At 55.5% G+C, this 6146-nt stretch carries 7 protein-coding genes; 1 reads left to right on the top strand and 6 read right to left on the bottom strand.

What is annotated here, in order from left to right:
• From VNX88_06945 to VNX88_06925, 5 genes are all read right to left on the bottom strand, one after another.
• A partial coding sequence (locus tag VNX88_06945; GenBank protein HWY68384.1) for a sigma-70 family RNA polymerase sigma factor occupies positions 1–608 on the bottom strand: 608 nt, incomplete at its 3' end.
• 12 nt (positions 609–620) lie between these two features.
• The gene (locus VNX88_06940; GenBank protein ID HWY68383.1) at positions 621–1499 is read right to left on the bottom strand and encodes a SpoIIE family protein phosphatase; all 879 of its coding nucleotides are present in this window, start codon (positions 1497–1499) and stop codon (positions 621–623) included.
• A gap of 25 nt (positions 1500–1524) precedes the next feature.
• Positions 1525–2205 (bottom strand): response regulator transcription factor, encoded by a 681-nt coding sequence (locus VNX88_06935; GenBank protein ID HWY68382.1) that lies wholly within the window; start codon positions 2203–2205, stop codon positions 1525–1527.
• Between the two features lie 86 nt (positions 2206–2291).
• Entirely contained in the window at positions 2292–3965 is a 1674-nt protein-coding gene (locus VNX88_06930; protein ID HWY68381.1) for a HAMP domain-containing sensor histidine kinase, read from the bottom strand.
• A gap of 463 nt (positions 3966–4428) precedes the next feature.
• Complete coding sequence (locus tag VNX88_06925) at positions 4429–4608, bottom strand: tyrosine-type recombinase/integrase (GenBank protein HWY68380.1); 180 nt, start codon at positions 4606–4608, stop codon at positions 4429–4431.
• 300 nt (positions 4609–4908) lie between these two features.
• Between VNX88_06925 and VNX88_06920 the strand changes: the two genes are divergently transcribed.
• A complete protein-coding gene (locus tag VNX88_06920) occupies positions 4909–5412 on the top strand; it encodes a PEP-CTERM sorting domain-containing protein (protein ID HWY68379.1) in 504 nt (167 codons plus the stop codon).
• A 297-nt stretch (positions 5413–5709) separates the two neighbouring features.
• Here the strand turns inward: VNX88_06920 and VNX88_06915 are convergent.
• The coding region (locus VNX88_06915) for a hypothetical protein (protein HWY68378.1) at positions 5710–6146 on the bottom strand (437 nt) is incomplete at its 5' end.

Below are 6146 nucleotides of genomic sequence, written 5' to 3'. Positions count from 1 at the left end.
GTGCCTTCGGTGGTCTTGAGAATTCCGGCCACAGTTCTCAGCTTTAAGCCGTGATAGTGCTTTAGTTCGAAAACGATACGCTCGCGTGGTGAGAGCTGGCTCAGAGCACGAACGATGTGCTTCCGAAGTATGCGGCTTGCGAGATTGCGCTCGGGACTCGCGCCCGCGCTTTGATCGGGTATTCGGTCGAGAATGTCCCGCTCCTCTCCGTCTGAGGCAATTGTAGTGGTCAATTCGCGGCTTCGGGTGCGCTTACGCCGAAGATAATCGAGGCAGAGATTCGTGGCGATACGATAGACCCAAGTATAAAACGAGCACTCGAAACGAAACCGAGTCAAATGTGTATAGGCGTGCAGGAACGCTTCCTGATAAATGTCCTGGGCATCCTGCTCAGAGCCGGTTAGATGAAGAGCGAGGCGGAGGACCGCCCGGTCATACCGCTGGACGAGTTGCTCGAAAGCTGCGGCACTGCCCTGTTGCGCTTCCCGAATCAGCTGCGCGTCATCTACGCGACTGGAGCGGTTTTCTCCGGCCGGAGGTACAGATGATAATACAGCAGCGTCATTTGCGTGGTCAGCGATGCGGCGGAGTTGGTTCCCTTCAGACAAGCAGGTCTCCGATCAGTATTTTTTGCAGCGGCCGAATCGGTGCAACGCGACCAACGCGACATCGTCTTCGCGACGCTGGCTTCCAGCGAAGTCCTCGACTGCAGCCAGCACAGAAAAGAGCATGACGCTCGGCTTACAACCTGAAAATTTCCGCGCCGCATTCAGCAAGCCTTCGGCTCCGAATTCAACCCCAGATTCATTCCTGCACTCTGGTATTCCGTCGGAGTAAGCAAGCAGCGTATTGCCAGGGCAAAGTCGCTCGCTACCGTTCGCGAATGAGGCCGCGGAAAGCGCTCCCAGAACTGGTCCACCGGCGCGAAGCTCCTCGACTTCACTATTTTCCCGGAGCAGCAGGGCGGGAGGATGCCCCGCGTTGCAATAGGTGAGCTCGCCGTTTTCCAGATTGACGCGAGCCAAGAACAGCGTGGTCAAAGGGACTTCGAGACCGGTGAGCAGCAGATCGCGATTGACAGCTGATAGAGCAGCCGCGGGATCGCCGACCATAGTCATTTGCCGGCGAATCATTCCGACGACATCGGTAAACCACATCGCCGCCATGAGACCTTTGCCTGCGATGTCACCGATCGCAAAGACAAGGTCGCCTTCGATCTGCATTAGGGTGATGAAGTCGCCGGAGAGATGACGTACGGGGAAGATCTCGCTGGCGAACTCATAAGGACCGGCGCGAAGATGACGCGGACCGCAGAGTCTTCTCTGCACCTGGGCGGCTTCGTACATGGCGCGGCGAACATCATCGTGCTCGCGCTTTAAGCTAGCAAGCTGATCTTCGAGTGCACGATGGCGAGGCCGGCCGGCCGTTCGAGTCGTTACCGCGAGGTCAGTCCTCTTCGTGTTTTGATACCGGCTGCGAATTTGTGCAACGCTCGACAAGTGATTTTCCAAATAGCAAGCTTGATCAACTTACAAACTTGTAACCAGTGCCGTGCACCGTGAGAATGAAGCGAGGCTCTTCTGGCTTGGGCTCGATCTTTTGCCGCAGGTGGACGATGTGCGCATCAACCGTGCGCGTGGTGGGAAAACGGTCGTAGCCCCAGACTTCCTCAAGCAGGCGATCTCGGCTCAGGGTTTCCCCTTGGTGGCAAAGGAAGTACTTCAGTAGCTCGAACTCCTTCGACGAGAAATCCAGTGGTTTGCCGCCGCGCGAGACTTGGCAACTGCGCAGATTTACCTCCACATCGCCAAATGAGACGCGTTCCTGTTCTTTTGGGACAGTCTGTGCGCGCCGCAGTACGGCTTTGACGCGGGCAAGCAGCTCGCGAATGGAAAACGGCTTGGTTACGTAGTCGTCGGCGCCCAGTTCAAGTCCGACGACCTTGTCTATTTCCTGTCCTCGCGCGGTCAACATAATGACCGGGATCGAGGGCCGCTTGCTCTTTAGCTGCTTGCAAACATCCAGACCGCTCATTCGCGGCATCATGACATCGAGAATGACTAAGTCCGGAGCTTCGCTCAGCGCTCGCTCCAAACCGGCGATGCCATCTGGCGCGGTGATCACCTGATAGCCTTCGAACTCGAAGTTGTCACGCAGACCTGCCACCATGTTGGGTTCGTCCTCGACGATAAGGATTCTGGCCATATCAGGTTCTCCCGATTTGTTTTCTCCGACTTGAAGCTTAGCTACGGTATTGATGGATGTCTGCTGCGACTTCCTCCTGCCAGACTTCATGCCGAAGCTGCTGTGCCCTTGTTCTCTGCCGGATTCACCGGAAGGCTAATTGTGAATTTGCTGCCTGCGCCGGGCGCGCTGTCCACCACGACATCACCACCGTGTGCCTTCGCAATATGCTGCACTAGTGAAAGCCCGAGCCCGCTGCCCTTGGTGTTGTGGACCAGCGGATCACCAACGCGATAGAACTTCTCAAAAATCTTGCTCTGTTCGTGAGGCGGTATGCCAATCCCGTGATCAATGACTTCCAGCTTCACCGATCCGTTCTCCCGATACAGGTTCACTCCAATGTACTTGCGGTCTTGCGAGTATTTGAGCGCGTTGTTGACCAGATTGACCAGTGAGCGGGCCATGGCTTCGCGATCCAACCGCAACGGGGGCACGTCACCGATCTTCTCTTCCAAGGTGAAGCCGTGCTGCTCAATCTGATAACGGTAGGATTCCAGCGTGTTGCGCACCAGTTCGCGCATGTCGGTCTCGCGGAAGTCATATTCTTTGCGGCCGGCCTCGATGCGCGAAAAATCAAGGATGTTGTTGATCAGCGCGGTCAAACGCTCACTCTCTTTGCGAATGATGCAGTAATACTCCTGGTGTTTCTCCGGGCTGGTCAGTCGGCCTAATTCCAGGGTCTCGGCGTACAACCGAATCAGCGAGAGCGGCGTGCGCAATTCGTGCGAGACATTGGAGACGAAATCCGACTTCAGCCGGGCCAGCGCCATTTCTTTGCTCACGTTGCGATAAGTAAGGTAAATTCCGCCGGCCAAAAGGAACGAGAGTCCGCCTAGCGTCAGAACACTGGTGTGCATGAAATGCTGCCCCATGGCCGCCAGAGTAGTACCACGCAACTTCATGCCGAGGACCAAGTTTGGGAATACGCTCTCCATGTTGCGCTCCACCTCGGCATTGCCGCCGTCCCACCCTGTGCAGTAGGCAATGGGAGTGGAGTCACTCATAGGGCGAACCATGATCACCGCATTCTTATCGGTTTGCTCTTCGGCCACATTGCGGCTCATAACCTGGTCGAGAGTCTGCGGGAAAAATTGATCACGCAGGTAGTCCCAGTCAAAAGTGATGGCGGCAATGGCGGCCTTTCCCGTCTCTTTGTCGGTCCTTAGGAAAATCGCGGTGGACGTATAGACATGCTTGTCGCCATGCGGCATCCACTCTCCATTGAAGTAATAAGGCGTTCCCCTCTCATCCATTTTCGACAGCTTCTTCGACAGATCGTCATACTCCAGTTTCCACCAACCCTCCATCATCTTGGACAGGTGCTCGGCTTCATCACGAAAACCAGGATCATTCTCTAGCCGGTCAGGCCGCGAACGCATAACGAATCCATGCTCGGGATCGTAGAGCATCAAATGGGCAACATACGGATGAGCGGCGAGAATTCTATCCAGGGTCTCACTGCAGGCCTCACCAGGAACCGGAAATTCGTTGCGAACATTGTCCATCAGTTCGTATGCTTTGTGATTGATCTGTTTTTCGGAAATGGCCAGGACCTGACTGAAGTCGCGCTGGATGGCCGCTTCAACCGCGCGATCACGCTGGATGGTTTGCAAGTGTCTGGCACTCAGGAGGACCAGGGTGGCAGCAGGCAAGATTACAGCCAATTCCATCGTCAGTATCAACCGGCTGCGTGCGCTTCTGGGTTGTTTCGCTTTCATCATCCCGGACTCCTGATCCGAGCGTTACTCGTTTTCTTGAATCAGCCCGGTACGAACATAGTTCGCCCAGACAGAGTAGGTGTCAAACAGCCGTAAAAAGGCGTAAAAAGTTGTGAAACTGGGTCGGCAACTTCCTGGCGGCCAACTCCACCGGCACCAACCGGCCGGCCGAAGAAGCTGCTGGACTCTTTCTCTGCAAGCGTTGCTCCTTTAGTTAGGTGCCGATTCAGCGTACCAAACTCAACCGCCGACTGCGGCAAAACTCGCTCCGCCGCACACCGTGCTAGCGGCTTCGTGCAAACGGGCTTGTGGGAAGTTCTGTTTGGATGGTCGTTAATACGGAAAGCGGAAAAAGCGATCCGGTGAAACCACCGGATAGCAGATCGAATCCGGCACCCGATGCGTCAAGTCTTAGTACCTGCCGATGATCGCATCGGATGCCGAGCCCTTCTACCTCAGCTAGTCCTTAGACCGTCGCTCCAAATAGCATTGCCTCTACCCGAGCGGCAGCCTCGTCCTGCATGTACGGAAGCACATGAGCGTAGGTGTCCAAGGTGAAGGCTGTACTGGCGTGGCCGAGCTGCTCAGAGACAACTTTTGGCGACACTCCGGCAGCCAACGCGATTGTGGCCGCTGAGTGACGCAGATCGTAGAGCCTGATTGGTCTAGGCTATGGGGGCGTGATTTCCAAGAGCGAAATGAACTTTAAGTTTATTCTTTCGCAGCCCCAGATAACGCCCTCCCCGGCGACACCGTGAAATTATCGTGAAATTATCGTCTGTTGAAATTATCGTCTGTTGAAATTATCGTCTTGACCCACGAAGTAGATGCGGGGTAGCCTCTGTGGCTACTCTGCGAGGTGCGTATGAAGTGTTTTTTCCTCTCTCTGTCGCTCCTGTGCCTCACTCTCATATCCTCGACCTCATTTGCGGACCAAATCTTCCTGATGCCAAATACTGGTAGCGGCGATAATTTTGGATTTATTGGATACAAGAACGGGCACCAACTCTTTTTGGGCGGCGGAACACCGTTCGACTTCTTTGGCAATGGCGGCTACGCACCGGGATCGGTATTCGGAGGAGGCGCCACGCTTTTTCTTGATCCAGCCGACGTGTGGATTAACGGCGCGCCCATGGAGTTCGGTTTTCCTGAAACTATGTCGTTCATCTTCGGGTCCTCTGTTACCCTCCCTACCAACGGCAGGGATTTTACAGTCCCTTGGCAGATCGGTTTCTCTGCGACAGGAGTCAGCTTCGCCACCGGGCAGACCATTCAACTCGGGGGACAAGGAAGTGGAAAGCTATCCCTTTACTTTAATCCCGTGACTGACCTCTACTATCCCGGCTCCTTCGTTCAAACCCCCGAGCCAGGCACTCTGGGATTTCTCGGTACTGGTATCCTAGGCATCTTGGCTTCGGCTCGAAAGAGACTAAAGACGCCTTGGGCGTGATTGAGGTCTGCACTCCAGAAAGTTTTAGTCAATTGTTCAAATCAGGCGCTCGCGATCTCGGCGTTAACAGCATAGCTTTCCCAGCTATCAGCACGGGAATCTATGGGTTCCCGCCCGATCGTGCGGCGGAAATTGCTATTCGGGAAGTGAGAAGCCAATGATCACATTCTCCATTTCCGGGACTTCCAGCACCCCTACGGGATGGTTGCATAGCTGAACAATAAGTCCATCCGCAGTCCTCAGGTGAGCCAATATTTCAGGAAGGCAGTTGTTTTGAGGCATGATTTTCCCCCGCTTTCACGTTCGGTACTGGCGAAGCACACCAGGAGCTTCACGGCTGGGGGTGGCGGTACGGATCCTGTCATGGCCCGGTGCCGCAAACTCGCTGGTGTCGCCGATGCCGTGCTCGTGCTGCCAAGTCTTGGAGTCGGGCGCGAACTGCGGATCCGACGGAAACGGACGGTGCAGTTCGCGGTCGTAGCGATCCAAATTGAAGCCCGGACTGAGCGGGGTTGTCATGAACTGCGCCAACTCGCGAACCCAGTTTCCGAAGGTCCGCCGGTTCTGGGGCAATGCCGCATATCGACGAGCGATCGTCTCGAAGTCTTCGGCGGGGCGGCCGGTCACATCGAGCACGTCAGTGGTTGGTGCGCCCGGCTCAAAGGCGCCGCGTTTGTGATCATCGATGTAATAACGCACGTTGCTCATGACATCGATGGACATGCCGGCCATCC

It is taken from the genome of Terriglobales bacterium (assembly GCA_035567895.1).
GTDB lineage: Bacteria > Acidobacteriota > Terriglobia > Terriglobales > Acidobacteriaceae > Gp1-AA112.
The sequence above is the reverse complement of the archived record's forward strand: the minus strand, read 5'-3'. Positions and strand labels throughout refer to the sequence as shown.